21 protein-coding genes, 1 tRNA gene and 1 pseudogene are annotated in these 24207 nt (G+C 73.1%); 8 read left to right on the forward strand and 15 right to left on the reverse strand.

The window, feature by feature from the left end:
* The first annotated feature begins 75 nt into the window (after positions 1-75).
* The gene (locus CD790_RS07550) at positions 76-1554 is read left to right on the forward strand and encodes an amino acid permease (RefSeq protein ID WP_144382248.1); all 1479 of its coding nucleotides are present in this window, start codon (positions 76-78) and stop codon (positions 1552-1554) included.
* A 242-nt stretch (positions 1555-1796) separates the two neighbouring features.
* Here the strand turns inward: CD790_RS07550 and CD790_RS07555 are convergent, their stop codons facing one another.
* Entirely contained in the window at positions 1797-2615 is an 819-nt protein-coding gene (locus tag CD790_RS07555) for a helix-turn-helix domain-containing protein (protein WP_144382249.1), read from the reverse strand.
* A 137-nt stretch (positions 2616-2752) separates the two neighbouring features.
* Between CD790_RS07555 and CD790_RS07560 the strand changes: the two genes are divergently transcribed.
* Together CD790_RS07560 and CD790_RS07565 are read left to right on the forward strand one after the other, a co-directional pair.
* Positions 2753-3058 (forward strand): 4a-hydroxytetrahydrobiopterin dehydratase, encoded by a 306-nt coding sequence (locus CD790_RS07560; RefSeq protein WP_144382250.1) that lies wholly within the window; start codon positions 2753-2755, stop codon positions 3056-3058.
* 235 nt (positions 3059-3293) lie between these two features.
* Positions 3294-4205 (forward strand): trans-aconitate 2-methyltransferase, encoded by a 912-nt coding sequence (locus CD790_RS07565; RefSeq protein WP_144382251.1) that lies wholly within the window; start codon positions 3294-3296, stop codon positions 4203-4205.
* A gap of 238 nt (positions 4206-4443) precedes the next feature.
* On the opposite strand, the gene CD790_RS07570 is transcribed toward CD790_RS07565, so the two are convergent.
* From CD790_RS07570 to CD790_RS07605, 8 genes are all read right to left on the reverse strand, one after another.
* A complete protein-coding gene (locus CD790_RS07570) occupies positions 4444-5421 on the reverse strand; it encodes a LysR family transcriptional regulator (RefSeq protein ID WP_144382252.1) in 978 nt (325 codons plus the stop codon).
* A 214-nt stretch (positions 5422-5635) separates the two neighbouring features.
* Entirely contained in the window at positions 5636-6469 is an 834-nt protein-coding gene (locus CD790_RS07575; protein ID WP_144382253.1) for an aldo/keto reductase, read from the reverse strand.
* 105 nt (positions 6470-6574) lie between these two features.
* Complete coding sequence (locus CD790_RS07580) at positions 6575-7603, reverse strand: effector-associated domain EAD1-containing protein (RefSeq protein WP_144382254.1); 1029 nt, start codon at positions 7601-7603, stop codon at positions 6575-6577.
* Positions 7604-7653: 50 nt separating this feature from the next.
* A complete protein-coding gene (locus CD790_RS07585) occupies positions 7654-8364 on the reverse strand; it encodes a hypothetical protein (protein ID WP_144382255.1) in 711 nt (236 codons plus the stop codon).
* A gap of 20 nt (positions 8365-8384) precedes the next feature.
* Positions 8385-10223: a long-chain fatty acid--CoA ligase gene (locus tag CD790_RS07590; protein ID WP_144382256.1), complete on the reverse strand. Its 1839-nt coding sequence runs from the start codon at positions 10221-10223 to the stop codon at positions 8385-8387.
* Positions 10224-10544: 321 nt separating this feature from the next.
* On the reverse strand, positions 10545-12485 hold the full coding sequence (locus CD790_RS07595; protein ID WP_144382257.1) for a sialidase family protein: 1941 nt from the start codon (positions 12483-12485) through the stop codon (positions 10545-10547).
* A 202-nt stretch (positions 12486-12687) separates the two neighbouring features.
* Positions 12688-13248 (reverse strand): GNAT family N-acetyltransferase, encoded by a 561-nt coding sequence (locus tag CD790_RS07600; protein WP_144382258.1) that lies wholly within the window; start codon positions 13246-13248, stop codon positions 12688-12690.
* Positions 13249-13253: 5 nt separating this feature from the next.
* Positions 13254-14183 (reverse strand): zinc-binding dehydrogenase, encoded by a 930-nt coding sequence (locus CD790_RS07605; protein ID WP_144382259.1) that lies wholly within the window; start codon positions 14181-14183, stop codon positions 13254-13256.
* Positions 14184-14268: 85 nt separating this feature from the next.
* Between CD790_RS07605 and CD790_RS07610 the strand changes: the two genes are divergently transcribed.
* Positions 14269-14745, forward strand: coding sequence for a MarR family winged helix-turn-helix transcriptional regulator (locus CD790_RS07610; protein WP_144382260.1), 477 nt, complete (start codon positions 14269-14271; stop codon positions 14743-14745).
* A 131-nt stretch (positions 14746-14876) separates the two neighbouring features.
* Here the strand turns inward: CD790_RS07610 and CD790_RS07615 are convergent, their stop codons facing one another.
* The 4 genes and pseudogenes from CD790_RS07615 to CD790_RS07630 form a co-directional block, all read right to left on the reverse strand.
* A complete protein-coding gene (locus tag CD790_RS07615; RefSeq protein WP_313956480.1) occupies positions 14877-15752 on the reverse strand; it encodes a potassium channel family protein in 876 nt (291 codons plus the stop codon).
* Between the two features lie 561 nt (positions 15753-16313).
* A pseudogene (locus CD790_RS07620) lies at positions 16314-16667 on the reverse strand (MerR family transcriptional regulator); the annotation flags it as partial.
* Between the two features lie 289 nt (positions 16668-16956).
* A complete protein-coding gene (locus CD790_RS07625) occupies positions 16957-17337 on the reverse strand; it encodes a hypothetical protein (RefSeq protein ID WP_144382263.1) in 381 nt (126 codons plus the stop codon).
* A 19-nt stretch (positions 17338-17356) separates the two neighbouring features.
* Positions 17357-19042, reverse strand: coding sequence for a matrixin family metalloprotease (locus CD790_RS07630; protein WP_144382264.1), 1686 nt, complete (start codon positions 19040-19042; stop codon positions 17357-17359).
* Positions 19043-19545: 503 nt separating this feature from the next.
* Here CD790_RS07630 and CD790_RS35620 point away from each other — a divergent pair.
* From CD790_RS35620 to CD790_RS07640, 3 genes are all read left to right on the forward strand, one after another.
* A complete protein-coding gene (locus CD790_RS35620) occupies positions 19546-19680 on the forward strand; it encodes a hypothetical protein (RefSeq protein ID WP_260867402.1) in 135 nt (44 codons plus the stop codon).
* Between the two features lie 3 nt (positions 19681-19683).
* Entirely contained in the window at positions 19684-20682 is a 999-nt protein-coding gene (locus CD790_RS07635) for a hypothetical protein (protein WP_144382265.1), read from the forward strand.
* A gap of 125 nt (positions 20683-20807) precedes the next feature.
* Positions 20808-21065: a hypothetical protein gene (locus CD790_RS07640; protein WP_260867403.1), complete on the forward strand. Its 258-nt coding sequence runs from the start codon at positions 20808-20810 to the stop codon at positions 21063-21065.
* Here the strand turns inward: CD790_RS07640 and CD790_RS07645 are convergent.
* Together CD790_RS07645 and CD790_RS07650 are read right to left on the reverse strand one after the other, a co-directional pair.
* Positions 21044-21131 (reverse strand) — tRNA-Leu (locus CD790_RS07645). The two genes, CD790_RS07640 and CD790_RS07645, sit on opposite strands and share 22 nt — an antisense overlap.
* 299 nt (positions 21132-21430) lie before the next feature.
* Positions 21431-22975 (reverse strand): aldehyde dehydrogenase family protein, encoded by a 1545-nt coding sequence (locus CD790_RS07650; RefSeq protein ID WP_144382266.1) that lies wholly within the window; start codon positions 22973-22975, stop codon positions 21431-21433.
* 253 nt (positions 22976-23228) lie between these two features.
* Between CD790_RS07650 and fdhD the strand changes: the two genes are divergently transcribed.
* Positions 23229-24110, forward strand: coding sequence for a formate dehydrogenase accessory sulfurtransferase FdhD (fdhD, locus tag CD790_RS07655; RefSeq protein ID WP_144382746.1), 882 nt, complete (start codon positions 23229-23231; stop codon positions 24108-24110).
* Positions 24111-24207: the final 97 nt, after the last annotated feature.

Raw genomic sequence — 24207 nt, forward strand, 5'->3', positions numbered from 1 at the left:
GGCGCTCGCCCCGCCAAACCTCGGCGGACCCTCGCGGGCGTTGGACCTTGGCACGATGAGAGGCGCACCACCCTTATGCACGACCCTCGTCACTCCGGCCCGTCCCCCGTCGACGACCTCGACGGCGGCGCCGCGGGCCCCAGCCACACCCGCCGCTTCGGCCTGCCGACCGCGACCGCGCTCGTCATGGGCAACATCATCGGAGGCGGCATCTTCCTGCTGCCGGCCGCCGTCGCCCCGTACGGCACCGTCAGCCTGCTGGCCTTCGCGGTCCTGACCGTCGGCGCCATCGCCCTCGCCCTCGTCTTCGGCGGGCTGGCGCGGCGCGATCCGCGCACCGGCGGCCCCTATGTCTACGCGCGTGCCGCCTTCGGCGACTTCGCGGGATTCCTCTCCGCCTGGTCGTTCTGGACCATGGCCTGGGTGAGCAACGCGGGCCTCGCCTTCGTCGGCGTCGGCTACATCGACGTGCTCATCGACGGCGAGATGTCCAAGGGCGTCAAGCTCGCCGTGGCGCTGCTCGTGGTGTGGCTGCCCGCCCTGGCGAACCTCGCCGGGACCCGCTGGGTGGGCGTCGTGCAGCTGATCTCCACTATCCTGAAGTTCGTCCCGCTGCTCTTCGTCGCCGTCGTCGGACTCTTCTTCTTCGACCCCGACAACCTCGGCTCCTTCAACGAGGGCGGCGGCAGCGCGCTCGGCGGCCTCTCCGCCTCGGCCGCCCTGCTGCTCTACAGCTACGTCGGTGTGGAGTCGGCCGCGATGAGCGCGGGCGAGGTGCGCGACCCCGAGCGCAACGTCGGCCGGGCCAGTGTGCTGGGCACCATCGGCGCCGCCGTCGTCTACCTGCTGGGCACCCTCGCCGTCTTCGGCACCGTGGCCCATGACGACCTGGTCGACTCCAGCGCGCCGTTCTCCGACGCCGTCAACGCGATGTTCGGTGGCACCTGGGGCGGCACGCTGATCGCCGCCGCCGCGGTGATCTCCATCCTCGGCGCGCTGAACGGCTGGACGCTGATGAGCGCCCAGGCCCCGTACGCCGCCGCGAAGGACGGCCTCTTCCCCCAGTTCTTCGCCGTCAAGCGGCGCGGAGTGCCCACCACCGGTGTGCTGGTCGGCGCCGTCCTGGCCTCGCTGCTCACCATCGTCAACTACAGCTCGGCCTCGGACCGGGTCTTCGAGGTGCTGGTGCTGATCACCACCTTCTCGGCGACCGTCCCGTACCTGCTCGCCTCCGGCGCCCAGCTCTACTTCCTGCTGGCGGGACGCGGCGCCGAGGTGCGCACCGGCCGCTTCGTGTGGGACACCGCCCTCGCCCTCACCGGCTTCGGCTTCTCCTTCTGGCTGGTCGCCGGCGCCGGCTACGCGGCGGTCTACCAGGGCTCGCTGTTCCTCTTCGCCGGTGTTCTCGTCTACGCCTGGCTGGCCGCCCGTCGTAAGTCGGAGACCGCCGCGGCCGCCGAGCGGGCCGCCGAGCCCGCGACCGCCCCGGCGTCCGGGAGCGCCGCCGCGCCGGCCCCCGACGCCTCGGCCGAACTGGCCGACAGCGTGTCCTGACGCCCGACGGCTCACCCCGTGAGCGCTGCCGCACCCCGCCCGTGCACGTCACGGCGGACCGCGGCAGCGCTCATGCGTTTCTCGGGGGACCCGACGGAGGGCGTCGGCACTGGTCAGGCCGGTCAGACCCGGGTTCCGGACCGGAGTGCGCCGGCCCGGAACCCGATGCCCTCACGATGCCGCGGATGCCGACCGTGGTCGATTACCTGTCAGGTCATGGGGTGGCTTCCCGGGCCGCGTCCCTACGGCCCGAGCCGGGCCGCCCGCGCCAGATAGGCGCTCGTCTCCGGGTCCGCCGGCAGGAACGTCTCGATGGCCAGCTCGGAGACGGTCACGTCCATCGGGGTGTTGAAGGTGGCGATGGTCGAGACGAAGGACAGCACCCGCCCGTCATGCTCGATCACCATCGGCAGCGCGAAGGGCGGGTACTCCGCGGCACCCGGCGACTCCGCCGCGTCCGGTTCCGGCTCCGGCGGCAGCGGATACGCGCTGACCTCGTCGTAGAGCGCGCGCAGCGGGGCGGAGCGCAGCAGCGCCAGCTGGCGGTCCATCTGCGACAGCAGATCGGCGCGCCAGGCGCGCAGGTTGCGGATGCGGGGCGCCATGCCCTCCGGGTGGAGGGTGAGGCGCATCGCGTTCAGCGGGGGTGTGAGCAGGTGTTCCGCGACGCCTTCCAGGAACATCCCGACGCTCCGGTTGGCCGCCACGATGTCGTACGTGCCGTCGACGACGAGCGCGGGGTACGGCTCGAAGCCGGTCAGCAGCTGCTCCACGGAGGTCCGTAGGGGCTCCATCTCGGGGGCGTCCAGCGCGGTGTCCGGGTAGTGCGGCGCGTAACCGGCGGCGATCAGCAGCGCGTTGCGCTCGCGCACCGGCACGTCGAGGTGGTCCGCCAGGCGCAGCACCATCTCCCGGCTGGGCCGGGAACGACCGGTCTCGATGAAGCTGATGTGGCGGGCGGAGGAGTCGGCGCGCAGCGCCAGCTCCAGTTGGCTGATCCGGCGCCGGTCCCGCCATTCGCGGAGCAGCGCGCCCACGCCCGGAGCGGTGGCAGTCGTCATGCCCCGACCGTAACCGAACACGTGTCGGTGCCCGAGCGGGACAGCGGTGGGGCGTGGCACGCTGGAGCTCCGGCGACCGTACGCCACCGGCCACCGCCACCCCCTCCGCCCGCGCGCGACGAAGGAGCTGATGCGCCATGGCAGTCGAACCGCTCTCGCACAAGGAGATCGAGGAGCGCCTGGAGGAGCTCCCCGGCTGGTCGGCCGAGGGCAACGACCGGATCACCCGCAGCTACACCTATGTGAGCCACCTGGACGCGGCCGACGCCGTCGGGCGGATCGCCAGGGTGCAGGACGAGCTGAACCACCACTCCGATCTGACGCTCGGCTACACCACCCTCACCGTCTCGGTGAGCACCCACAGCGTCGGCGGCAAGGTGACCGCCCTCGACTTCGAGCTCGCGCACCGGATCCAGGAGGTCGCCGTCGGAGCCGCCGCCTAGACGTCGAAGCCGCTGCCCGGCCGCCGGGTCCGTCGCCCAGCCGCGCCGGGGCCGCCGCCCCAGCCGCCGGGTCCGTCGCCCGGTCGCGCGGCTCGCGGTCAGCCGCCGTTCTGCCCGGCACCGCGCCGGCGGCCGGACGGTTTGCCGAACCAGCAAAAATCCTTGCCGCCCGGTTCGGGTCCCGGAGACGCTTCGGGCACACCGACACGGACCCCGGCCCCAGGGAGGGCGCGCGATGAGCGGCCATCACCACCACCATCACCACGACACCCACCGCGGCGGCGGCAGCGGCCACGCCGACATCGACTGGGCGGTCATGGCCTCGCTCATCGAGGCGAACGGCGAGGTGCACGCGCCCGCCACCGAGCAGGCGGCGCACTGGCTGCGTGAGCGCCTCGGCGACGCCTCCGAGGTCCACGACGTGTGGGACGTGGGCAGCGGGCCCGGGGTGGCCGCCGGCCTGTTCGCCCAGGTCTTCCCGAGCGCCGCGGTGCTGGCCGTGGACGGCGAGCAAGCCCTGTTGGAACGGGCCCGCGCCCGCGCGGCCCGACTCGGCGTCGGCGACCGCCTGCGCACCCTGACCGCCGACCTCCCCGACGGGCTGGTCGACGCGGGCGCCGCCGACCTCATCTGGTCCAGCAAGGCGCTGCACCACCTCGGCGACCAGACGGGCGCCGTCGCCCGGCTCGCCGACCATCTGCGCCCCGGCGGCCTGCTCGCCGTCGCCGAGGGCGGGCTGCCCGCACGGTGTCTGCCCCGCGACTTCGGCATCGGACGACCGGGACTCCAGGCCCGGCTCGACGCGGTCGTCGAGGACTGGTTCACCGAGATGCGGGCCGCGCTGCCCGACGTCCGGACCACGGTCGAGGACTGGCCGGCGATGCTCGCTGCCGCGGGTCTGACCGACCTGCGCAGCCGCACCTTCCTCCTGGACCTGCCCGCGCCCCTGTCCGCCGCGGCCCGCGACTATCTGCGCGCCCAACTGGTCCGGCTGCGCGAGACCGTCGCCGAGAACCTCGACGCCGAGGACCGCGCCACCCTCGACCGGCTCGTCGACCCGGACGACAAGGACGGCATCCTGCTCCGCTCCGACGCCTTCCTGCTGTCGGCCCAGACGGTGCACACGGGACGACGGGCCGCCGTCTGACGGTGGTGGGCGGTGCCCGGGAGGGCGCCGCCGCCCGGGGAGGGGCGGCGGCGCCGGTCCACGTCGGCCGGGGTCGGACCCGCCGCCCCCGGCTGCCCGAGCGGGCGGTGGCGAGGGCGGGACCATGGGCGACGGGCACGCCCCGGCTGGGGGGTGGCAGCGCCAACGTAGCGCCGCCCACCGACGAAGTGGACCCTGTCAGCTCCCCCCTGTCGCGGCGTTATGGCGCCGGCCGAGTTCAACCGTCGGAAGCCCCCGTGCCGAAGCGGTCCGGGAGCGGCCGGGCGGCGAGCCAGCGGGCGTACACCTCGTTGCGCCGGACGGCGTCGGCGTGGGCGGTGCGGGCGTGGCCGAGCACGGCCGGGGCGGTGTCGGCGGCGGGGGAGTCCGGGTGCCAGCCGATGAGGTGACGCCAGCTCAGCGGGGCGCCGGCCAGCGGGCGGGTCACCACGCCAGGAGTGGGCGGGAAGGTGGCGCGGCAGAGCCCGACGGCGCGCCCGACCTGCACCAGGTGCACACAGGACGCGGTGTCGGTCTCGAAGACCGACAGCGGGGTGAAGCCGGCACGGGCGCACGCGGTGGCGAAACAGTCGGCGAAGCAGCCCTCGCCCGGCACATCGGTCCACGACTCCCCGGCGAGGGCACTCAGCTCCAACTCCGGTTCGTCGCGGAGCGGATGGTCCTCGCTGAGCATCACGAACACCGGGTCGGTGCCCACGGTGTGCCAGCTCAGCTGGTCCGCCGCGGGTGGCGGCGCCTGCCCGCAGGTGCCGATGAGCGCGAAGTCCAGCCGTCCCTCGACGACCATGGTGCTGATCTCCCGCACGGACCACGAGGTGTAGGTGGAGACGGGCGCCGAGGGGTGGGCGGTGGCGAGGCGGTCGACCAGCCCGCCCAGCAGCGGCCCGTGGGTGGCGCCGAGCCGGAACCGCTCGATCTGGGCGCAGGCGTTGGCGAACCGCACCGCCTCCTCCTGGAGCTCGCGCACCGCGGGCAGCAGCACCCGCGCTCGCTCCAGCACCAGCTCGCCGAGCGCCGTGGGGCGAGCGCCGTTGCGGTCACGGTGGAAGAGCGGGCCGCCCAGCGCCCGTTCGATGCGCTTGAGCTGCGTACTGAGCGCGGGTTGGGCGAAGCCGAGCTGTGCGGCGGCCTTGGTGAGGCTGCCCGCGTCCGCTATCGCCCGGACCGTTCTGAGGTGCCGCAACTCCAGATCCATGGGCGCAAGCTATGGCGGCCCGGCGGCACCGGCAATACACCTGCACGGTGTTACCGGCGCCGCTCGGCGAGGCCCGCGCCCAGCACCCCGGCGCCCCCGCCCGGCACTCCGACAGCCGCGCCGTGGCGCGCTCCGGCGGCCACGCCGTGACACCCCGGCGCTCACGCCACGGCGGGCACGGGCCGCGCCCGGGCCCAGACCGACGCGCCCGGGCTCAGGCCATGTCGAAGGTCTCCGGGTCCGGACCCAGCCGGGTGCCCGACTCCAGCGCGGCGATGGCCGTCAGGTCGTCCTCGTCCAGCGCGAAGTCGAAGATGTCGAAGTTCTCCGCGATCCGCGACGGCGTCACGGACTTCGGGATCGCCACATGGCCCGACTGGATGTGCCAGCGCAGCACCACCTGGGCCGGGGTCTTCCCGTGCTTCTGTCCGATCGCGGCCAGCACCGGGGCGTCGAGCAGGTCCTTGCCCTGGCCCAGCGGGGACCATGCCTCGGTCGCGATGTCGTGCCGGGCGTTGAAGGCGCGGACCTCGGCCTGCTGGAGCCGCGGGTGCAGCTCCACCTGGTCCAGCGCCGGCACCACCGAGGTCTCGGCCAGCAGCCGCTCGAGGTGGGCCGGGTGGAAGTTGGAGACGCCGATGGCCCTGGCCCGTCCCTCGGCGTAGATCTTCTCCAGGGCCTTCCAGCTCTCCACGTAGCGGTCCTGGGAGGGAACCGGCCAGTGGATCAGATACAGATCCACGTGGTCGAGGCCGAGCTTGTCGAGCGAGGCGTCGAAGGCGCGGAGGGTCGCGTCGTAACCCTGGTCGGAGTTCCACAGCTTGGTGGTCACGAACAGCTCGTCGCGCGGAATGCCGGACCGGGCGATCGCCTGGCCCGTGCCTTCCTCGTTCTCGTAGATCGCGGCGGTGTCGATGCTGCGGTACCCCACCTCCAGCGCGGCGCCGACCGCCCTGGCCGCCTCGTCGTCCGGGACCTGCCAGACGCCGTAGCCGAGCTGAGGCATCCGGACGCCGTTGTTGAGGGTGATGAAGGGGACCTTGCTCACGAGCAGTCGATCCTAACGTCGGGAGACGGGGGTGCTTTCGTCATCCTCAACGGTCGACCGGGGCCCCGCATTCCCGGCTCGGCCGCGCGGGGGCGGACCCGGGCCTCAGCCCGGCGCGTCCCACCCCCGCACCACCAGGTTCTCCCTCAGCTCCACGCCGTAGTCGTCGCCCAGGGCGGCGGCGGCCTGGTCCGCCGCGACCAGCGCGGCGTCGTGGAGTGCCGGCACCCGGTCGAGCAGGCCGTACAGCGCGGCCGCGTAGGCCACCGCCGCCTCGTCGTCCAGCTCGCCATGGTGGGCGATCACCACCCGGGCCACCTCGGTGAAGGCCGCGGCGAGCGGCCCGGTGTGGCAGGCCGCGAGCACCACGCCGCGCAGCCGGACCCCGGCGTGGCACCGGTAGGACCGCAGCAGCCGCACCACGGAGTCCGCGGTCACCCGGTGCGCGCCGCCGAAGGCGTCCTCGAAGACGAGGTGCGCGTCCTCGCCGTGACAGATCAGATGCAGCACCTCCGGCCGCAGGTCGAGGATCCGCTGGAGGTCGGTGACGGCGGCGGCCGGGCTGTGGTGCACCGAGAACCCCACGCGGGCGGCCGCGGCCTCGATGGCGCGCGCCTCCCGCGCCGCCCGCAGCGGGTCACGGCCGTGCGGGCTGGCCCCGGCCACCAGGACGCTGCCGATCGGCTTCGGCCCGCCCGCCGCGGCCCCCTCCGAGGGGGCCGCGGCCCCCGATCCCCGGGCGCCGCCGGACCCCGCGGGCTTCCCGGACGCGCCGGCCCCGTCGGACGCCCCGGACCCCCCGCCGCCGGCCGCCGCCCCGTCGGCCGTTCCGCTCGGCGACGCGGCCGCCGCCCCGTCGACCGCCGCGCGGAACAGCGGGTGGTACGGGTAGCGGTCGAGGGCCGCCTTCAGCACGCGTAACCGCCCGTGCGCCATGGCCCCCGCCGCGAGCGGCTCCGCGACGGCGTACCAGAACTCCTCCGCCGTGACGCCGACCGGGCTGGGCATCAGGTCGGCGGGGAAGCCCGCCTTGCGGAGCAACGACCTGGCGGCCGGCCCGGGACCGAAGGCCCGGGCGAGCGCGGTGATCTCCTCCGCCGTCAACTCGGTCGTGTCGTCGTCCGCGCCCGCCATCGGGTCACCCGTCCTCTCTCCGCGGCCCCGCACCTCTCGGGGTAGCCGTACTACAACTCCACCGACAGCCGCAGCGGATCGGGGATCTCCTCCCGGTAGCGCCGCAGCAGATGACCCCGGCGCACCGAGGCCCCGACGCCGACCGCCACCCGGCTCACCACCCCGGCCGGGGCCCGCACCACCATCGCCAGCCGGTAGCCGCCGCCGATCGGGACCGTGCGGGTGTGCCGGATCTCCCAGCCGGGGTCGGAGCGCAGCTCGCGCAGCGCCTCGACGCAGACCCGGCCGCGCTGGGTGGTGCGGCTGTGGCCGACGAAGGCCAGCTGGGGGCCGAGCTGGAGGTTGGTGGTGGCCTGCACCGTCTCCGTGACCTGTTGCGGCGTCATGGACCAGGCCACCGGCGGGAAGGCGGCCCCGGCCTCGGCGGAGAGCGTCAGGTCGACGTTCACCGTGTGCAGGTCGGGCAGGGAGCGCGGGGCGGCTCCGGAGCCACCCGGCGGCGCCTGGGTGGCGCAGGTGAGGGAGAGGTGCAGCAGGTGGTAGACGGCCGCGCCGGCCTCCGATGCCACGAATGCCTTCAACTCCGGGTCCTCGCTGACGAACTCGGTGGTCACCGGCACCGACAGCGGCCCGCCGAGCACGATCCGCCCGGCCAGCGGCTCGGGCGGGTTCCGCTGCGGGTCCCCGGGGCCGCGAGCCATGTCCTCGGAGGCCATGGTCAGTTCGCGCTGGTCAAGTGCGGGGAGGACGATGTCGATCATTTCCGTTGCCCCCTTGCGGCTCAGAGGCGCCTCACATCCTTGTAGAGCGCCTCGACTTCGACGGCGTACGCCTGCTCGATCGCGCTGCGCTTCAGCTTCAACGACGGCGTCAGGAGACCATGCTCCTCTGTGAACGGTGCGGCAAGTATGCGAAACGTACGGATCGATTCCGCCGGTGAGACAAGGGTGTTGGCCGCGACCACCGCGCGCCGTATCTCCGTCTCCAGTTCCCGGTCCCGTACCAGGTCGGCGGGGGGCGGGGCGGTCTTCCCGCGCATCCACAGCCAGTGCGAGACCGCCTCCGCGTCCAGGGTGACCAGGGCCGCGATGTACGGGCGGTCGTTGCCGACCAGGAAGCACTGGTGGACCAGCGGGTGGGCGCGCACCCGCTCCTCCAGGGCCGCCGGGGAGACCGTCTTGCCGCCCGAGGTGACCAGCACGTCCTTCTTCCGGCCGGTGATGGTGAGATAGCCGTCCTCGTCCAGGGCGCCGAGGTCGCCGGTGGCCAGCCAGCCGTCGCGCAACACGGTGTCGGTGGCCTTCGGGTCGCCGAGGTAGCCGGTGAAGACCTGGTCGCCGCGCAGCCAGATCTCACCGTCCTCGGCGATGCGCACGCCGGTGCCGGGGATCGGCACGCCCACCGTCCCGTAGCGGGTCCGCTCCGGCGGGTTGGCGGTCGCGGCGGCGGTGGTCTCGGTCAGCCCGTAGCCCTCGTAGATGGTGATGCCGGCACCGGCGAAGAACAGACCGAGGCGCCGGTCCATCGCCGAACCGCCGGACATCGCGTGCCGCACCCGGCCGCCCAGCGTCTCGCGGACCTTTCCGTACACCAGCTTGTCGAACAGTTGGTGCTGCACGCGCAGCGCGGCGCCGGGCCCCGGTCCGGTGCCGAACGCCTTGGCCTCCTGTGCCTCCGCGTACCGCACCGCCACGTCCACGGCCTTCTCGAAGGGCCCCACCCGGTCCTCGGTCTCGGCCCGTCTCCGGGCGGCGGCGTAGACCTTCTCGAAGATGTACGGGACGGCCAGCACGAAGGTGGGCCGGAAGGACCGCAGGTCGGGCAGGAGGGCGGCGGCGTTGAGGTCCGGCTGGTGGGCCAGCTTCACCCGGCCGCGCACCGCCGCGACCTGCACCATCCGTCCGAAGACATGCGCGAGGGGGAGGAAGAGCAGGGTGGCGGCCTCGTCGCCGGGCTTGGTGTGGAAGACGTCCCGGTAGCGGGCGACGATGTTGTCGCACTCGGCCATCAGGTTGGCGTGCGAGATGACGCAGCCGCGCGGCCGGCCCGTGGTGCCCGAGGTGTAGATGATCGTCGCCGGTGTGTTCGGGGTCATCGCCATCCGGTGTCGGTCCACCACCGCGTCGTCGACGGAGGCGCCGGCGACCAGCAGTTCGTCCAGCGCCCCCGCGTCCAGCTGCCACAGCCGCTTCAGTCGGGGCAGCCGGTCGATCACCGAACCCACCGTCATCGCGTGGTCCTCGTGCTCCACCAGACACGCCGAGGTGCCGGTGTCGTGCAGCATCCAGTAGACCTGCTCGGCGGAGGCGGTGGGGTACATGGGGACCGACTGGGCGCCGATCGTCCAGATCGCGAAGTCGAACAGCGTCCACTCGTAGCGGGTGCGGGACATGATCGCGACCCGGTCGCCGAACCGCACGCCCTGCGCGAGGAGTCCCTTCGCCAGCGCCAGCACCTCGTCGCGGAACGTGCCCGAGGTGACGTCCGCCCAGCCGCCGTCCTCCGTCCGCCGCCCGAGCGCCACCCGGTCCGGATCGCTCTCCGCGTGCTCGAACACGGCATCCGCCAGACCCCCCACCTGGCACGCCGTCGCCAACGGCGGGACGGTGATCTCGCGCAATGCCTGCTCCTCGCAGCCGTTCCGGGCCCGTGACCGTACCCGATCAGACGCCACCGCGGGAGGGGTGTCCCGTTACGCAACGTAGAACTCGCGCTCCCGCGCGCCGGGACAATGCGGGCACTCCGGTATACCGCGGACGTCCAAGCCATGGTGCGCCCCGGCGCCCCACGCGCTCTCCGGCCTTTCCCCACCGAATCTCTGCGGATGCGGACGGGCGGCGCCTGCGGGGCGGCAGGGGCGGGGCACGGCGAGGGGCGGGCCCCGCGGCCTACCGCCGCCGGGCCCGCCCCGTGAAGCCGTCCTACCGGTCCGGTCGCCGTGCTACGTCGCCGCCGCGGCCTGTACCGAGTCCAGCGGCAGCCGCAGGACGACCGCGCTGTCATCGTCCAACGAGGAGTTGAACTCGCGCACTTGGCGCAGCTCGGTGTCGGACAGCGCCCGGCTGTACACCCGGACCTCGTCCAGCGCGCCGGTGAGGTGGGACCGACTGTCGACGCCCTGGCCCAGGTGGATGCCGAACGGCGAGGTGCGGCTCACCGTGCCGGGGGCGTCGAGTACCGATATGGCCGGCGTGCCGTCCACCGCGATGCTGAGTCTGCCGCCCGCGCGCTGCACCGCGAGATGGTGCCATGCCCCGTCGTTGTGCGCCTCCGGGGTGCTGACGGAGGCGCTGCGCGGCGCGGTGGTGCCGCTGACCGCCGTGATCAGGGCGCGCACCCGGCTGTTGGAGGGCTCGCCGCGTACCCAGATCTGCGGCTGTCGGTTGCCGACGCCGCCGATCCACAGGAACGGATGGTGTCCGGAGGCGGCGGAGTAGCGGAACCAGAGGCTCACGGTGAAGTCCTCGGTCCCCAGCGGCAGGGTGTCGCGGAACGGCAGTCGCGCCGCGTCGTCCGCGCCGTCGAAGGCCAGGGCCTTGCCGAACTGCCCGCTGGTCTGGGCCGGTTCGCCGAGCACCTTCGCGGCGCGGGCGCCCGGCGCCCGGTCGGCGGTGGAGTCGTCGGGGCCGCGGCGCGGTCCCAGCCAGTCCTCGGTGAAGCGCGCGAAACGGATCTCGTCCCGCGCGTCGACCGTGCCGCCCTCGTACATCAGCCCGACCTCGTCGGCGGAGATGGCCACCATGTCGGAGTAGCCGGACCAGTCCTGGGTCACCACCTTGCCGCGGTCGACGCTGTCCCAGGTGCTCGCCTCGTCCCAGGAGGAACGGATCATCATGGTGCGGCGCCGGTCCGGATCGGCGGGGGCGGAGAAGAGCAACCTGCTGTAGCCGTCCTCCGCCTTGCTGCGCAGCCGGATGATCGACCCCTGCACCTGGGGGGTGTACAGGTCGGGGATGGCGCGGAAGGGGCCGGCGAAGGAGACGCCGCCGTCACGGCTGACGGCCCAGTCGCGATGTCCGAGGTCGGTGCCGTCCTGCTCCCTGCCGCTCACGTAGATGGAGCCGTCCTCCCGCTCCACCATGGTCAGCTCGGAGGGCTTCTGACGGAACGAGCCGTCGTGGGAGATCGCCCAGGTGTCCACGGCGCCGATCTTCCAGTTGTCCCCGCCGTCGTCGCTGTAGACGAGCGCGGCGTGGTTCTGGGTCACGCGCGAACCGTCGTACGTCTCGGTGTTGACGCCGAAGACCAGCCGGCCCTTGTGGGCGCCGCGGGTCAGCTGGATGCCGTGCACGGGACCGGTGGCGTACCAGGAGTTCCAGTCCCGCGGCATGATCGAATCGCTCAGGTCGCGTGGTGGGGACCAGGTCGCTCCGTCGTCGTCGCTGTACTGGAAGTGCGGCACGCGGTCACAGGGCACCTCGCAGCTCTGTGAGTCGTCGCGGCCGGTGTTGTACGTGGTGGCGAGCACGATCCGGCCGGTGCGGGTGTCGACGATGGGGGCGGGGTTGCCATGGGTGTCGCCGTCGCCCTCGTCGATCACCTGGAGCGGGCCCCAGGTCCGCCCGCCGTCGGTGGAGCGCTTGAGTACCAGGTCGATGTCGCCCGCGTCGCCGCAGTTGTCGACCCGACCCTCCGCGAAGGCCAGGAGGGTTCCCTTGGTGGTCTTCACGATCGCGGGGATGCGGAAGCAGGAATACCCCCGCTCCTGGGAAGCCTTGAAGAGGACCTCCTGCTGGAAGCCGAGACGGGCCGCGGACGCCGAATCGTTCGCGTCCACGGCCCGTACCGGAATCGGAGTGAGGGCGAGCACCGCGGCGGCGAGTATCGCCCACGCACGGCGTCGCCATGGTCTTCTGAAGTGTGCACGAAGATCTGACGTCATGTCCGACCGACCCTTCAAAGACATCTGGACATCATGACATCCCACGTCTGGAGCGCGCTGTGCAGAAGTCTCCCGTTTCCCCTCGGGGCCTACAAGGACCGTGCGTCACATTTCCATAGAAATAGGCCGGTTGGGTGAGGTGCCTGAGAGGCTGTTCGACGGCGCTGTGCCAGCGGGCTCGCCCGGTGCCATGGGGGGCGAGTCAGCTCGTCGGGGCCGGCTCCTCGGGACGCCACGCGTAGCGGATGTCGGGCTCGCGCTCCTCGTTGCCGCGGCCGTCGGTCCGTAGCACCTCGGTGAATCCGTGCCGCTCGTAGAACCGCCGTGCCGGCTCGTTGACCTGAAAGGTCCACAGCTCCAGCCCCGCCGGCCGACGCCGCTTGGCCAACTCCATGAACCGGTCGCCGAGCCCCCGGCCGCGCCACCGCGGGTCGAGGTAGAGCTGGTCCAGCTCCCGGGCGCCGGCGAGGACCAGCACACCGACGACGGCGTCGCCGGCGACCGCCACCCAGGTCTCGTGGTCGGGCACGACCACATGCCGGAACCACTCCCGCACCGCCTCGTCGGAGTGGGCCCTGCGCACGCTCGGCAGCGCCACGCCGTAGGAGCGCAGCCACACCTCCGCGGCCGCCTCGCTGTCGGTGGCCTCGGCCCGGCGCAGTACGGGGTGGTCGGCGGCCCCGGCTCCCGCCGCGTGGGCGGGGCTTGAGGCGGCGGTGTCGCCCGTGGCGGGGGCGCTGTCCGTGGCGGGGGTGTCGGTCATGGTGGTCAGGGTATGAGGACGACCTTGCCGAGGTTCGCCCGGGACTCGATGATCTCGTGCGCCGTCGCGGCCTCGGCGAGCGGGAGTCGGACGTGCACCGAGGGGCGCAGCCGGCCCTCGGCGAAGAGCGTCCACAGCTCCCGGCGCCACGACTCCACCAGCGCGGGCCGGGTCGCGGCGATCCGGGCCATCTGGAATCCGGTCACCGTCTTGCCGCCGACCAGGAGGTCGTATGCCGAGACCGTGCCGCCGCCCGAGCTGTAGGCCACCAGCCGCCCGCCGGGCGCGAGTGCGGCCACCGCCGGGGTCAGCAACTCCCCGCCGACCGCGTCCAGCACGATGTCCACCGGCTCCCCCCAGGACGCGTCCTTGTACGTCACCACCTCGTCGGCACCCAGCGAGCGCAGGAACTCGGCCTTGGCCGCGGAGCCGGCGGCGGCCACCACCCGGGCCGCGCCGCGCTCCTTCGCCAACTGCACGGCGAGATGCCCGACTCCGCTCGCCGCGCCCGTGACCAGCACCGACTCGCCCGGCTCCGGGCGCGCCGCGGCGTGGGCGCCCGACGCCACCAGCCCGCCGCGGACCAGGGCGACCGCGTCCACCGCCGAGGCGCCGTCGGGGACCGGGGTGGCCATCGCGGCCGCCACGACGCACTCTTCGGCATAGGAGTCACGGAAGCAGAGCGCGGTGACCCGGTCGCCGACCGCGAAGCCGGTGACCTCGGGTCCGACGGCGACGACGCGCCCGGCCACCTCGCCGCCGAGCGCCCCGGGCAGCGGTAGCCCGCCGTCCCGCACCTTGCGCACCGTCGGCAGCGTCACTCCTATCGCCTCATTGGCCACCAGCAGCTCGCCCGGGCCGGGCCGCGGCGCTTCGACCTCCTCGACGCGCAGCACCTCGGGACCGCCGTACTCGGAAAAGCGAACGCGACGCATGAGCACCTCCTGAAACCGTTGGGTGACCCAACGATAAACCAGGAATCATTGGGGAGTCCAACGGTTTCCCGGGTAGGGTGATGGCATGGCCGAGACCCCCTTCGCTCCCGCCCGGATCCGCGCGCTCCCCAGCTGGCTGCTGGGCCGCGCGGCCGCCCGCGGCCACCGCCTGGTCGCCGAGGCGCTGGCCCGCGAGGGCATGCGGATGACCCATCACGCGGTGTTGTCGGCGGTCGCCGAACGCGGCCCCATCTCGCAGGCGGCTCTCGGCCGCAGCCTGAGCATCGACCCGAAGGACATGGTCGGCATCGTCTCCGACCTGGTCGCCGACGGGCTGGTCACCCGCGGCCCCGACCCCAAGGACCGGCGCAAGAACGCCATCGCCCTCTCCACCGAGGGCGAGCGGCGCCTGCGCCGCACCGAACGGCTGGGCGACGAGGCCAACGACGAACTCACCGCCTGCCTCACACCGGCCGAGCGCGATCAGCTGATCGCCCTGCTCACCCGCATCGTGAAGCCGGGGGAGGGCTGCGCCGGGGCCGGTGGGGCGTCCGTCTCCTAGCCTGGGCGGTTTCGCTTGGATCATGGGGGGTGCATGATGGCGGCTCGTTTTTTCGGGCGGCGGTCTGGGCGATGAGACCGGGGAGCACCTCTACCGAGAACGGCCTGCCGAGTGCGGGTGCCTGGCCCCTTTCAAGGGCGCCGCTCCTCACCGCCCGGAGAGGATGTGCCCGGCCCCCTCCGGAGGTCGGGCGGGGATCCCACGCGGTCGCCGTGATCGGAGGCGTACGAGGCGAAGACGCCGGCCGTGGCCGCCCCCGTGTGCAGGAAGCGTTCGTCCAGGATGGCGGCCAGGTCGTCCAGCGCCCTGCGCAGCAATGCGGCGGAGAGCCGGACGCCGGGATGGCGGGCGCTCGCCGCCTGCTCTGCGAGGCCGGCGGCGTGGCCGATCTGTCGGGGCAGCGAGGTGTTCTCGTCACCGTCGTAGAAGTAGTACGACTCGGCGTACTGGAGGAAGTCGACCGTGATGACCGAGACGGCCGAGGCCAGGCTGTCCAGCAGGGCGGCGCCCCCCTCCGAGTCGAGTGCCTGGGACGTCACCCCGCCGTGCAGGTAGGAGAGGCGCAGCGCGAGCGTGCGGCGGCGGGCGAGGGCGGGATAGATGCCGAGGATCCACGCCACGGTCGCCGAGAGGAGGGCGAAGCCGACGAGCGCCTCCAGCGGGCCGACGACGCGCAGCCACCCCGTGGCCGGCGCGATGTCCCCAAGGCCGAGGGTGGCGAGCGTGACCAGGGAAACGTACAGCGCGTCCATCGGCCCCGCGTGCTCGGCCGGGACGAGGCCGGCGGAGTATGAGAAGTTCTCCGGCATGTGCGGCCAGTAGACCAATGCCCACCCCACGGCCACGGTCAGCGCCCACACCGAGACGACGCAGACCATGCCCAAGGGGCCGGCGAGCCCGCTGGCGCGCCACCGCGTGCTCAGGCGCGAGGACAAGCGCCACATCCCCGTCATCATCAGCTTGCTCAGCCCACCATGGCGGGTCGGGTGCCAGATCGTGTGAAACATGTCCCGGAGAATGGCCATCACGAGGGCGGCACCAAGGAGCGTCACGAACCACGTCATGTCCTGGCCCTCCCCGCCATGGGCGGCGGCCTCTCACTCGCTGAGGCGATCTCAGCCCCGCGCGAGCGATCGCGCGTCCCGACGGGTGAGTGCGGCGCGTCCTGCCGCTACACGCGTGGCGGTCCGTCCCGGCCGTACGGTCGCCGGCATGCGGCCGCGCGAGCCCTGCCGTGTGCCGGCTGTGCCTCCAGGAGGCGGGTGCTCGCAGGCGCCGGTGCGGCAGCATCTGCGAGGGCGGCGAGCACGGCAAGGCGCGGGGTCGAACTGCCGCCGCGAGTCGCGAAGATCGCTGTAGGGGTTCCCGCTCCGTCCGGTGGCCGGCCGGCGTGGGGCCTAGCCGGCGGAGGCCGCCGCCGCGACGGCGGGGGCGGGGACGGACGCCACGAGCACCGGCCCGTCAGGGGCGACCCCCGCGAGGGTCCGCCCGTCCCCGGTGGGCGGCGTGACGGACCGTTCGCCGCGAGTGGCCGTCTCGGCGGTCTGCCCGGCGGACGCCGCCCCGGCGGCTGCCTGCCCGGCCGTGATCACCGCGTCCAGCAGCGCCCGCGAGGTCTGGAGTTCCTCGATGGCCGCGGTCATCCGGGCCTGCTCGTCCCTCAGTTGCGCCAGCAGGTCGGGGCAGACGGGGACCAGTCGCTCGCCCTCGTCCCGGACGCAGGGCAGCACGCGGGCGATGGTGGCGGTCGACAGGCCGGCGGCGAGCAAGGCCCGGATGCGGTGTACGGCGTCGACGTCCGTCTCGCGGTAGTCGCGGTACCCGCTCGGCAGCCGCTCCGGCCGCAACAGCCCCTGCTGCTCGTAGTAGCGCAGCAGCCGCTCGTTCACGCCGGTGCGGCGGGACAGCTCGCCGATCCTCATGGTGCTCCCCTCATGACCGCGTGCCGTGGACTCGGATGCGGATGTCCTCCGCGGCTGCCCGCACACCCATGTCAGGCATGGATGTCTGACATGGACGTCAGGCATGGCGTCAGGAGCGAGTGTCGCACAGGCCGTTGTCGATGAGGGGCTGCACCGCCTGGTCGATACGGTCCCGTCCTCCCCGGCCACGTTCGTCGAAGCTGGTCGTGCCCGGGTCGGGCACCGTGGCCCCGCGTCGGAGCGGCCACCGCTCGCGGCCGCCTGCGGCGTGCGCCGGTGGCAGTCGTCCTCAGGAGCGCATGTCGCCGCGCGGCATGTCCCGGGCGCCCGCGCCCGACGCGCCCGCCGGCGCCGACCGCATGCCCCGCGGGCCCCCGTGCGGCATCTCCCGATCCGCCTCGGAAGCGCTCGCGGTCGCCGCCCAGGGTGCCATGTCCCCGCGCGGCATCTCCTCCCGCCGCGTCTCCATGGCCGTGGTCTCCATGCCCGCGGTGTCCATGCCCGCGGTCTGCCTGTCCGCGGCCCTCATGCCCCCGGCTGCCATGCCCCCGGCTTCCATGCCCGGGGTCTCCATGCCCCCGGCCCCCATGTCGTTCCGGGCCGCCGCCCGGGGCTCCATCCCGCCTCGGGGCATCTCCCGCTCCCGCTGCTGCGCGTCCTGTGAAGTCATGGTCATCCTCCTGACCGCCCTAAGCGCTGGTCCGCCACTTGTGCCAGACGGCGTTGTCGAGGCCGCGGGCGAAGATCTCCATGCGTCCGTCGGCGTTGCGTCCGACGGCGATGTCGGTGGTGATGCCTCCGCCGAGGGAGTTCCAGCCGGGTGACCAGCCGTTGCTGGGCGCCACCTGCCACCTGTGCCAGACGGCGTTGTCGAGGCCGCGGGCGAAGATCTCCATGCGCCCGTCGACGTTGGTCCCCAGGGCGATGTTGCTGGTGATGCCCCCGCCGAGGGAGCTCCAGCCGGACCAGCCGCCGCCGGGTGAGACCTGCCACTTCTGCCACACCGCGCCGTCCAGTCCGCGGGCGAAGATCTCCAAGCGTCCGTCGGCGTTCTGCCCGACGGTGATCTCGCTGGTGATGCCCCCGCCGAGGGACTCCCAGCCGGACCAGCCGCCGCTGGGCACCGCCTGACGCCTGTGCCACACCGCGCCGTCCAGCCCGCGGGCGAAGATCTCCATGCGTCCGTCCGCGTTGCGTCCGACGGCGATGTTGCTGGTGATGCCTCCGCCGAGGGAGTTCCAGCCGGGTGACCAGCCGCCGCTCGGCGCCACCTGCCACCTGTGCCAGACGGCGTTGTCGAGGCCGCCGGCGAAGATCTCCATGCGCCCGTCCGCGTTCCGTCCGATCGTGATGTCCGTGGTGATCCCACCCTGGAGGGAGGCCCAGCCCGACCAGCCGTCGTTCGGGGCCATCTGCCAGTTGTGCCACACCGCGCGGTCCAGCCCGGCGGCGAAGATCTCCATGCGTCCGTCGGTGTTGCGTCCGACGGCGATGTCGCTGGTGACGCTGCCGCCCCGGGACTCCCAGCCGAACCACGCCTCCCTCGCCTCCCGGGTGCGGGCGGCCTCCCGACTCCGAGCGCCGTCGGGGTACAGGCTGCGGACACCGTCGATGTCGTCCTGGGTGAGGGCCCTCTTCGTCGAATTCGAGCTGACCATCGGCAACATCACCGCCCCGGAGGCGCTGGTGTGGGCCAGACCGAGGATATGGCCGAGCTCATGCAGCGCGACCGTCTCCACGTCGAAGGAGTTCACCGCCGCCCCGATGCTCCAGTTGTGCTCGGAGTCGTCGAAGTGGACGGGTTTCGGCAGGCTGCCGTCGGTGACTACTCCGCAGCCGGGCGGGAAGTCGGCGTGCGCGAGCGTGCCCCCGACCATGCTCAGATCGGTGTCACTGGCCGGTCGCCAGCCGATGAGGATGTCAGGGCTCTGGCCCTTCTCCACCTCGGTGAAGGTCAGCGGCGCGGCCGCCGACCAGGTCCGGAACGCGTTCCGGACGGCGTCGAACTCCTCGTTCCCGGCCGCGTCGTCGGTCCCGGTGTCGAAGGCGAAGGTCAGGTCGGTCCTGGTCCAACCGCACGTGGTGACGGCCTCGATGCCGAGGCGCATGTCGGGCATGGCGCAGCGGGGTTGGGTCATGGCATCCCGCGTGGCCTCGTCGAACTCGCCCGTGACGGTGAGCCCGTTGAACTCCTGGTACTTCTCCAGCGCGTGCGACATCGTGCCGTCCACCCGCTTGCCGCTGGATGAGCCGGCGAGGTAGCCGAATCGCCGCAGGAAGTCCTGCACGCGCTCCAGACCTCGCGCTTCCTCGCCCACGCGCACGGTGGGCACACTGGCGATCTTGGGAAAAGCGACGACTGTTTCCTTGGCCATACCGGTCTCCTTGCACTGCCGTGGGTGTGCTTGGCGAATGTGCTTGGCGAATGTGCTTGGCGAAAGAAATCGGCACCGCGGAGCCGGAACGGGCGCTGAAGCCCGACGCCTCCCAGGCTGCGTCCGGGAGACCCCTGCCGCAACTCGGACGCCCTCGCAACCGCCGCAGGGCCGGTCGGGCGACGCGGCCGCCGAGTCGCCGAGAGGAGGGCGAGGCCGTCCCGCGGACGGCAGGGGTTTCACGTTCAGCGGCCGGACGGCCGTCGACCAGCCCGGGGGGCCGTCCCCGGGGCCGGGTGAGCCGAAGACCGCGGGGCCTCCTCGCCCGGACGCGGACAGGGGCCGCTCCATCGGCGTACTCCTCGCCACCCCGATGTCGCCCGTCGTCGGCGCGCGGGCTCGTCACTCCGCCGCGACGCCCCTCAGATGAATCCGTTCGGCCACGCGCTGCGCCGCCGCGAGGATGCCCGGTCCGCAGGTGCCGTCTGTGCTACACACGAATCATGTCGCGCCCGAGGATCCTCGTGCCGCTCTCCGCGGCCGGCGAGTGCCGCTCCGCGGACACCGCGCTCCGACGGCTCCTCGGGCGGAAGGCCGAGCGTACGGGCGGACCCGCCGTCGACTCGGGGGAGTGGTGAGCGGTGCCGGGCACGGATCCTCAGGACACGGACACGCTTCAGGACCCCGCCCTCGCGCGGTCGCTGCTGAGGGCGGTGGCCGCGGACCCGCGGCACCTGCCCGAGCACCTCGCCGCCTTCGCCGTCCGACACACGGGCCCGTCCGCCGCGCGCTCGGTGGACCGGGTCGGCGAGGCGCACCCCGACGCCGCCATGGCCGAACTCCGGGCCCGGGTGCTCGTCCGCGGCAGACGCCGGGTCGTGACCGAAGGAGCCTTCGTCGGCGGCCCCCTGGTGATCCTGATGCCGTTCGCGTTCTGCGCGGCGCTGCTCAGTCAGGCGCGTACCTGCCTGGAACTGGCCGCCATCGACGGTCGGGACCCCACGGACCTCGTCCGGGGCGCCGAACTCCTGGTCCTGCAGGGCGTCTATGAGGACGTCGACCGGGCGCGGGCCGCGCTGTCGGAACTGGCGCTCCCCGGGGAAGGCGGAACGGCGGAAGGCCCCAAGCAGGGGGCGATCGGGCGGCTCCGACGGCGTGCGGCGACCCTGTGGGGGATCATCCTGCGGATGGCGCGCCTCCTGGGGCTGATCGCGCCGAGGGGCGAGCCGACGAAGGGGAGAGCGGCGCGATGGCTGGCCCAGGCCGGACGGTACGCCCTGCTCGGCGCCGTGCTGCTGGTCGGGATGGTCGCCCCCCTCGTCTGGCTCCCGTACCTCGGGCTGTCGTACGGCAGGGCCACCGATCGCCTGATGGACCGGGCCACCACCTTCTACTTCGGCGAGCCGGCCCCCGCCCGACCGAGGCGGGCCACGAGGCTCGAACCCGAGATGGTGGTGGCGGCCCTCAGAGCCGTCCTCTCGCTCCTGGTCCCGCTGGGTCTGATCTTCGCGGTCCTCCTCGCCGACCCGCGGCTGGCGGGGAGCAACTGGCCGGTCCTGGGCATCGCCCTGACCGCGGCGTCCTTCGCGGTAGCAGCCGTATGGCAGTGGCGACGCCACCGAAGGCGCCGCACCGCCTGACGACGCCCCGGCGTGCGGGGACACGGGCGAGATCTGCCGGTCGCGGGACCAACTCTCCTCCGACGCGCGCGCCTTTGCGGTGCCGCCAGGCTTCCCGGACGACAACAGGACATGACGGCCACCTCATGCTTGAGGAGCAGATGCCTACCTTCCTCGCCCAGCTTGCCGCACCCGGCGCTCAGTTCCTCCGCGCCTACCGGCCTGACGACGCCCTGCTCCTGTACCTCTTCGACCCGGAATGCGAGTCGTTCACCCAGTTCATCGCTGAAGGAGACGGTTGGGCCGTGCGCCAGGGCGGGCCCGTGGCCCTGTGGGATGGCCGGGAAAAACAGAAAAACCCCAGATCAACTGGGGTTCTTGCTGGTGTCCGAGGGGGGACTTGAACCCCCACGCCCGATAAAGGGCACTAGCACCTCAAGCTAGCGCGTCTGCCATTCCGCCACCCGGACTCAGGTGTGCTCCGCGGTGTTCCCCGCGGCGACATGGATAACGATACCAAGGTTTTGGAGTGCGTTTCACCTGCGTATCCGTCCGGGATGAGGCATAAGGCCGATTTATGGGAAGCCTGCTCAGGGCTCCATGGCGCCGGTGCGGTGCCACCGCGGCACCGCACGCTCCGGGTGGGGGTGGGAGCGTACGGTGCGCGGTCCGTAGGGCCGTGGCGTACGGCGGTACGGCCGCCGCGCCAGGCGGTACGGCCGCCGCGCCAGGCGGCAGGGGGCGCGGGGCCGGCCGTCGGGCCGTACGGCTACGGCACCAGGTGGTAGTCCGGGAAGTTCCCCGGCGGTCGCTCGCCCTTGGGGCCTCGGGTGACGGCCCGTACCAGCAGGTCGCCGCCGACGAAGGCCCCGCGCCAGGAGGCGCCGAAGCCGCCGAAGAGCTCGTCGCGGTCCCCGCGGGAGCGCGGCTTGCCGCGGCCGACCTTGAAGGCTCGGATCTGTGGGGCGAGCCGCTCGTAGGCGGCGGGGTCGTCGCAGGACAGGGTGGCGACCAGCGCGCCGTTGCTGGCGTTCATGGCCGCCAGCAGCTCCGCCTCGGTATCGACCAGCACGATCGTGTCGACCGGGCCGAACGGCTCGGCGTGGTGCAGCGGGGAGGTCGAGGGCGGGTTGAGCAGCGTGACCGGGGCGACGTACGCCGAGAGGTCCTGACCGGGAAGGACATGGCCGTCCGTGAGACGGCCGCGGTGCAGCGGGACCGCCCCGCGGTCGATCGCCTCCGTCACCTGGTCGGACAGCTCCTTGGCCTTGGCGGCGTTGATCAGCGGGCCGAAGTCCAGCTCGGGGAGGGCGTCGTCCGGGTCCGCGACCGCCAGCGGGTGCCCCACGCGGACCGACCGCACCGCCGGGAGGTAGGTGGCCAGGAACGCGTCGAAGGCGGACCGCTGGACCACGAAGCGCGGATACGCCGTGCAGCGCTGCTTGCCGTAGTCGAAGGTCTTGCGGATCTGGGCGCCCAGCGCCTCCCAGTCGGTGTAGTTCCACACTCCCCAGGCGTTGAGCCCCTCCTGCTCGAGGATGTGCCGTTTGCCCAGGTCCGCCACGGCGGTCGCCACCCGGGCCCCGGTGTCACGGCCGCCGACGAAGGAGACGCAGCCGATCTCCGGGGCGCGCACCAGGGACTCGGAGAGCTCGCCGCCGCTGCCGCTGACCAGGGTGATCGGGAGGCCCTCGCGCGCGGCGAGCGCGGCGGCCAGGGTGAGACAGCCGACGCCGCCGTCGGTCGGGGTCTTGGCGATGACCGCGTTGCCCGCCAGCGCCTGCACGAGCATGGCGTGGACCAGGACGCTCATCGGGTAGTTCCAGCTCGCGATGTTGCTGACCGGGCCGTCGAGCGGGCTCCGCCCGTCCAGCATGCGGTCGATCTCGGCCACGTACCACCGCACGCCGTCGATGGCGCGGTCCACATCCGCCCGCGCCAGCCGCCACGGCTTGCCGATCTCCCAGACCAGCAGCAGGGCGAGCAGCTCACGGTGCTCGATGAGGGCGTCCAGCGCCGCGCCGACGCGCGCCTTGCGCTCCGGCAGGGCGACGTGCCGCCAGTCGCGGTGCTGGTCGAGGGCGGCCCGTACGGCGCGCCGCGCGGTGTCGGCGTCCAGCCGTGGCGGGCCGGCGATCGGGGTGCCGTCGACCGGGGTGGTGGCGGGCAGGCTGCGGCCGTCGGCCTGCCAGCCTCCGCCCCAGAGGTTGCGGACCGTGTCGTCCTGGAACGCCTCCGGGGCGACGGCCAGACAGCGCCGCCAGGCGTCGGCCCAGGCGGTGCCGGGCTTGAGGGTGAGGGTGGGTGCTGCCATCAGTGGTCTCCGCTCTCGTTGCACGGGCGGGGCGGGAGGTGGCGCTCGTATCGGGAAGGTAGCCCCGAGCCCCGCAACGGGCTTCGATTACGGCTCAGCTATGGCTCACATCACGTGCGCGGCGGCCGCGCGGGGAGGCGTTTCCGCCAGGCCCGCGGACGGGGTCCGGTCGGTCGACCGCGCGACACCCACCCCCTAGGGTGAGACCGTCAGCGACCTGCGGTCACACCTCACAGAACCGGGACTGATGGACATGGGACGGGTCACCGAGCGGCGCCGTGTCGTCCGCGTCCGGGACGGCGCGGTCAGCACGCGTCCGGACACCCTGGTCGCCGAGGAGCCCCTGGAGATCCGGCTGAACGGACGACCGCTGGCGATCACCATGCGCACTCCGGGGGACGACTTCGCGCTGGCCGCCGGCTTCCTGGTGAGCGAGGGCGTCCTCGGCGGGGCGGCGGACGTGGCGAACATCGTCTACTGCGCGGGCGCCACGGAGGACGGCTCCAACACCTACAACGTCGTGGACGTGAGGCTCGCGCCCGGGGTCCCGGTGCCGGACATCACGCTGGAGCGCAACGTCTACACGACGTCGTCCTGCGGGCTGTGTGGCAAGGCCAGCCTCGACGCCGTGCGGACCACCGCCCGCTGGCGGCTCGACGAGCGCGGCGGGGACGACGTCCGGCTCACGCCGGAGACCCTCTCCGCGCTGCCCGACCGGCTGCGCGCGGCCCAGCGCGTCTTCGACCGCACCGGTGGGCTGCACGCCGCCGCCCTGTTCACGCCGGAGGGCGAACTCCTCGACGTACGCGAGGACGTGGGCCGGCACAACGCGGTGGACAAGCTCGTCGGCCGGGCGTTGCGGCAGGGGCTGCTGCCGCTGTCCGACGCGGTGCTGCTGGTGTCCGGCCGCGCCTCCTTCGAACTCGCGCAGAAGGCCGTGATGGCGGGCATCCCGTTCCTCGCGGCGGTCTCCGCCCCCTCCTCGCTCGCCGTCGACCTGGCCGTGGAGACCGGTCTCACCCTGGTCGGCTTCCTGCGCGGCGGGTCCATGAACATCTACGCGGGCGAGCAGCGGATCGCCCTGCGGACGGCCGCCGGGGACGGCCTCGCGGCGGCGGACCGACCGTCCGCCTGACCGGGCCCTCCCCGAGGCCCCACGCCGGCCGGCGGCCCCGCGGGCGGATGACGTGGGGGCTCCGGGTACGGCACGGCATGGGTGCCGTACCCGGAGG

Origin of the sequence: Streptomyces sp. SAJ15, from assembly GCF_007595705.1 — a bacterium.
In the GTDB taxonomy this organism is placed as follows: domain Bacteria; phylum Actinomycetota; class Actinomycetes; order Streptomycetales; family Streptomycetaceae; genus Streptomyces.

What these genes read in the sequence shown, in the direction of transcription:
- CD790_RS35620 (WP_260867402.1), top strand. Translation starts at nt 19,546, where the DNA reads ATGTCGCGCCCGAGGATCCTCGTGCCGCTCTCCGCGGCCGGCGAGTGC.
- CD790_RS07625 (WP_144382263.1), bottom strand. Translation starts at nt 17,337, where the DNA reads ATGACTTCACAGGACGCGCAGCAGCGGGAGCGGGAGATGCCCCGAGGC.
- CD790_RS07570 (WP_144382252.1), bottom strand. Translation starts at nt 5,421, where the DNA reads ATGGATCTGGAGTTGCGGCACCTCAGAACGGTCCGGGCGATAGCGGAC.
- CD790_RS07610 (WP_144382260.1), top strand. Translation starts at nt 14,269, where the DNA reads ATGGCCGAGACCCCCTTCGCTCCCGCCCGGATCCGCGCGCTCCCCAGC.
- CD790_RS07615 (WP_313956480.1), bottom strand. Translation starts at nt 15,752, where the DNA reads ATGTTTCACACGATCTGGCACCCGACCCGCCATGGTGGGCTGAGCAAG.
- CD790_RS07600 (WP_144382258.1), bottom strand. Translation starts at nt 13,248, where the DNA reads ATGACCGACACCCCCGCCACGGACAGCGCCCCCGCCACGGGCGACACC.
- CD790_RS07565 (WP_144382251.1), top strand. Translation starts at nt 3,294, where the DNA reads ATGAGCGGCCATCACCACCACCATCACCACGACACCCACCGCGGCGGC.
- CD790_RS07585 (WP_144382255.1), bottom strand. Translation starts at nt 8,364, where the DNA reads ATGATCGACATCGTCCTCCCCGCACTTGACCAGCGCGAACTGACCATG.
- CD790_RS07650 (WP_144382266.1), bottom strand. Translation starts at nt 22,975, where the DNA reads ATGGCAGCACCCACCCTCACCCTCAAGCCCGGCACCGCCTGGGCCGAC.
- CD790_RS07595 (WP_144382257.1), bottom strand. Translation starts at nt 12,485, where the DNA reads ATGACGTCAGATCTTCGTGCACACTTCAGAAGACCATGGCGACGCCGT.
- CD790_RS07605 (WP_144382259.1), bottom strand. Translation starts at nt 14,183, where the DNA reads ATGCGTCGCGTTCGCTTTTCCGAGTACGGCGGTCCCGAGGTGCTGCGC.
- CD790_RS07580 (WP_144382254.1), bottom strand. Translation starts at nt 7,603, where the DNA reads ATGGCGGGCGCGGACGACGACACGACCGAGTTGACGGCGGAGGAGATC.
- CD790_RS07630 (WP_144382264.1), bottom strand. Translation starts at nt 19,042, where the DNA reads ATGGCCAAGGAAACAGTCGTCGCTTTTCCCAAGATCGCCAGTGTGCCC.
- CD790_RS07560 (WP_144382250.1), top strand. Translation starts at nt 2,753, where the DNA reads ATGGCAGTCGAACCGCTCTCGCACAAGGAGATCGAGGAGCGCCTGGAG.
- CD790_RS07550 (WP_144382248.1), top strand. Translation starts at nt 76, where the DNA reads ATGCACGACCCTCGTCACTCCGGCCCGTCCCCCGTCGACGACCTCGAC.
- CD790_RS07640 (WP_260867403.1), top strand. Translation starts at nt 20,808, where the DNA reads ATGCTTGAGGAGCAGATGCCTACCTTCCTCGCCCAGCTTGCCGCACCC.
- fdhD (WP_144382746.1), top strand. Translation starts at nt 23,229, where the DNA reads ATGGGACGGGTCACCGAGCGGCGCCGTGTCGTCCGCGTCCGGGACGGC.
- CD790_RS07555 (WP_144382249.1), bottom strand. Translation starts at nt 2,615, where the DNA reads ATGACGACTGCCACCGCTCCGGGCGTGGGCGCGCTGCTCCGCGAATGG.